Here is a 4,015-nt window from a genome sequence, read left to right as displayed (position 1 = left end):
AAGAACTGGCCCTCGCGGCCTGACTAGAACTGTCACCTGTTCCTGCATCAGACCCCATCGACACCGAGCTGTGACTAAGCGTGAAGCAACAGAAATGATCACCGCCTACCAAGCTGGCGAATCAACCGGAAGCATCGCGCGACGGCTGGGACGCAGTAGAAATGGGGTTGGCCTAGTACTGAAGCGTCACGGAGTGACAATGCGGACCTTCTCCCCCAGCGAGACAGCAGTGAAGCAGATGGTCGAGATGTATGAACTTGGCCAATCCCTCGCCACGATCGGAAAGCGTTACAGCATCTCACCTACGACGGTGTCGTTGCACCTGCGGAAGCAGGGCGTGAAGATACGAACCCGTTAGTCGCACATCGCCTAGAACGACCCAAACCAAACGTTCTGGAGCAGAATGAGACCATGGAGTCTGCAGAAACGTCCTTGATTTTCCAGCTTCGCCAATGGGATGACATCCGACGAGAACTCGAAGTGGCTTCGAATTTTTCGCCAGATGCAAGTTCACAATTAGTCACTGACAACTCAGCACTGGCAACAGAAACGGCATCTCTTGCGCTCACCAGGTATATCTACGAGCGCGCTTACAATGCAGTGCGCACACTTAAGAAACTCCACCACTTGGTGTTTGATTTTGACCCTTCTCAAATTCACTTTGATCACACAACTATGTACCCGCTAATGCGCTCCGTGATCGAGGATTCTTCAACTATCTCTTGGCTGCTTTCCCCTGAAGACCTCACCGAGCGCCTCACCCGCACGCTAAGAATCTTCTCTACCGAGAACAAATACTTCATCGAGAATCTGAAGCTACTCTCCGAGGTGAATCAAGCATCTTCCGGAGGTCCCGACCTTCTCAAAAACCATCTTGATGAGCAAAAGGCCGAAATGGAGGAACTCCTCATATCAACCGCAGTTCGCCTCAATCTCGAACTTGATCAAGTGTTAAAGATCGTTCCAACCCGCCAACCCATCAAGGACCACTATGGAAGCACCAGTACGACCTTTTTGGCCTGGAAACTTCTAAGCGACCTCTCCCACTTCTCGTTCATGACATTGCGACACATGACCAAAGAGGTTCCAGACTATGCAGGTGCGCCGCTCAATCGAGTCACTATGATCTCACTCGCGGCTGCGGTTGGAAGGTCGGCCTACGACGCCAGCCAGATCCTCACTTCCACTACAGCACCCTCACACCAGCCAACTCCTAAAGGTGGACAGCAACCCAACGAGGGCCGTTAAGTAGACTTCTTGCCTTCCTTAAGCAAGTCAAAATCAATCCCCTTTTCGGAGAGCAGACCGGTCATTTTCGAAGCTTCGGCAGCTGTACAGCCGATTGCAAGCAAGTCCGCGGCCCGACTTGCGCCGACGTACAACACCCGCAGAGATTCATCTGTCTGCCCACTGCGAACGAGGTCCCACAATGGCCTCTTTCCACGCGGCTTCTTGATAGAAAGGAGGACGGCTTGGTATTCATTACCTTTCACAGCATGAATGTGTGAACACGGCAGGCTTGCTTCTTTGGGCGCACCAGTCTCGAGCGATGCAGACCATACGTCCCAATGTTGTGCTTCTAAACTGCGGAGTGCTGAGCTGAGTCGAGGAAGCGTCCTCGGTAGTTTTCCAAAGCATTCCTCCACTCGATTTCGAATCGAAACAGTTGCGTCACTACGGCCAGTCCAACCTTCGCTATCACTCTGAATGCCCAAGAGGCAGGCTGAGATGTGGCTTCGTGAGATCCCCAGAAGTTCAATTTGCGCTTTGGGTGGGAGACCTTTCTCACCATGATTCCAATTGAACAAGTTCAGCACGATCCTCTGCGCACGATCGATTGCAGCTTTGCGAGACAAAGACCCGTCGGCATCACGGATCCCGACCATGCTCCCTAGAAGCCCGAAAGTCTTATGGTCGCTCTTTGCAAATGCAGCGTTTTCCCTTGCTACTCCTGCAACATCGCGCGCCTGCTTCTTTTCATGCGCCAAAACTAGGGCTTTGTCCGCTGGTATCTCACAATCGGCAAGTCGCCCAGCAAACTGAGCACGTTGGAATTCTGAACTACCAGCGAGCACAACTATCTTGTGCTGAATTTCTGGCCTATCCGAGATGACCGTTCCCGTGCCCACCGTACGCAGCATCGCGACCAGCTCACATATTGCTGGCGACGATCGATAGTTTCGCTCAAGTCTGACAATTTCTGCCTCCCCTAGACTCTCGCGGTACTCCCGATATGACTCGGGCGAGGCGTCCCTGAACTCGTAAATTGCTTGGTCGGGGTCGGCGACCACTACAACATTTACACCTAGCATTTTGAGACGCTTAACAATTGCCACTTCCACATCTGAGCAATCTTGAAACTCGTCGATGATGATCTCGCTAAAGCGTGATGCTAACCGCGCGGCAACAGCGCTGCTTCTATCGGACAGTACCTCAAGTGCTTTGATCCGTGCCCCGTCACTATCGAATGTGCCGTTGGCAAGGAAGCCTTTGATGCGCTGCCTCCCAAGTTCTACAAGCTCTTGACGCTTCCCGGCCTTCTCGCATGCACCAAGGTACATCGCGTCCTCTCGGCTCAACGAGCTGCTGATTTCAACTTCTCCGTCTAGCCGCAGCTTAAAGGAGCCTAACCGTACCCCCGCCCCACCTCGTACTCCGCTTAGTCGAGTCATGACCGCTGAATCGGGCAGATCGTTCCAGCTCGTAATGTATTTGGGCGCCGTGCCGTTCTGCAAAGAAGCTCCTGGCGTCACGACAAATTTATGCAAGAACGAGTCCAGAGTGCCTACAAAATTCGGAGCGGCAAGCTGTGCCGAGGTACAACGCCGTCTGGCCTCATCGGCAGCAGTATTTGTAAATGAAACTAATGCGACACCCTTATGTAGCTCGTTCCGGTGACGCCTCATACGCTCCACAATTGTTCGCGTCTTCCCCGCACCAGGCCCGGCTTCGACGAGCTGAATACCATCTGCAAGCGCAGCGAGTTGTGCCTCATCCAGCGCATTAGCTCCCATTTGTGTCCTCTGAAGCCTCCCCGTCGAAAAGCTGCTCAGATACAGGAAGAAAACCGTTCAAGATCGCACACATTGCTTCCTCAAGGTAATCCGGCAGCGAGATCGGTTTGCTATCTGGTAAGACAGTTGCTTCCGCAAGCAATTGAGCAAAGTCGCCCTTGCCGATGTCGATGCCACCCTTCACTTGGCGAATTGCTTTCGCGAATGCACTTGCCCGTTCCGCTGAGTCTGCCCCCAGTCCCTCGATGAAGCTGTCCCATTTCTCCTCGGACCTAGGGTGGAGCTCCAAGAAGGCGGCCTTAAGAAGGGATTCATTACCTGGTGCGCCGAAGAGGTCTGCCTCAAGCGTCGTCTCGCCTCGGTGAACTGACAACACTCCCAAGTCAACGTGCCGTCGGAATCTCTCCTCAAGACGCAACTTTCGCGCCTCTCCTTGTAGCGGACCTTGCTTTGTGGGATCACCATCGGTAATTACGACGATGGAATCAACACGGCGCGCGTCGCCACCCAAAAGGACATCTAAATATGGCTGGAAGTCAACGCCGTCTATAGCAACATACGTCGTAGCGGCAAGGTGCCGTTTTCCTTCCGCAATCCCAGCTTCTGCATCCTTGTTTCCTCGCCATGATTGCTCAAGCTTCTGGGCAGCGAGCACTGGCAGAAGGATGCTCTCGGCAATACCTTCGACAAGGACAATATGCCGGGCAAACAACAGAGCCGATCGGGTCGCACTAAGGTACCGATCCAGTTTTCGAACACTTGGTTCGGTTAAACCCAAACCCTTAAGCGCCGTTGCTTTGGTAGACCAAATTGGAGCTCTATCCTCGTTGTCAGCTTCAGCGTCTCTCGCGATGACAACGACATTCTCCACTGATACCGAGCTCACCAACTGTGGTGAGTGGGTTGTCACCATCACTTGAACCTGCCCGGCAGGCAAGAGTGAGTCGGGTCTGATGCAGGAACAGGTGACAGTTCTAGTCAGGCCGCGAGGGCCAGTTCTT

General features: G+C 53.3%; 3 protein-coding genes. 1 reads left to right on the top strand and 2 read right to left on the bottom strand.

The features are described 5' to 3' along the window. The first annotated feature begins 411 nt into the window (after positions 1-411). The gene (locus FM113_RS14385; RefSeq protein ID WP_140393382.1) at positions 412-1,248 is read left to right on the top strand and encodes a hypothetical protein; all 837 of its coding nucleotides are present in this window, start codon (positions 412-414) and stop codon (positions 1,246-1,248) included. On the opposite strand, the gene FM113_RS14380 is transcribed toward FM113_RS14385, so the two are convergent. Both FM113_RS14380 and FM113_RS17985 read right to left on the bottom strand, forming a co-directional pair. Continuing rightward, complete coding sequence (locus FM113_RS14380; protein WP_087015517.1) at positions 1,245-3,014, bottom strand: ATP-dependent helicase; 1,770 nt, start codon at positions 3,012-3,014, stop codon at positions 1,245-1,247. The genes FM113_RS14385 and FM113_RS14380 overlap by 4 nt on opposite strands. Next, on the bottom strand, positions 3,004-4,015 hold a 1,012-nt coding region (locus FM113_RS17985), incomplete at its 5' end, for a TOPRIM nucleotidyl transferase/hydrolase domain-containing protein (protein WP_217896026.1). The genes FM113_RS17985 and FM113_RS14380, both read right to left, overlap by 11 nt.

The organism is Leucobacter sp. 7(1) (assembly GCF_900163635.1).
GTDB lineage: Bacteria > Actinomycetota > Actinomycetes > Actinomycetales > Microbacteriaceae > Leucobacter.
The sequence above is the reverse complement of the archived record's forward strand: the minus strand, read 5'-3'. Positions and strand labels throughout refer to the sequence as shown.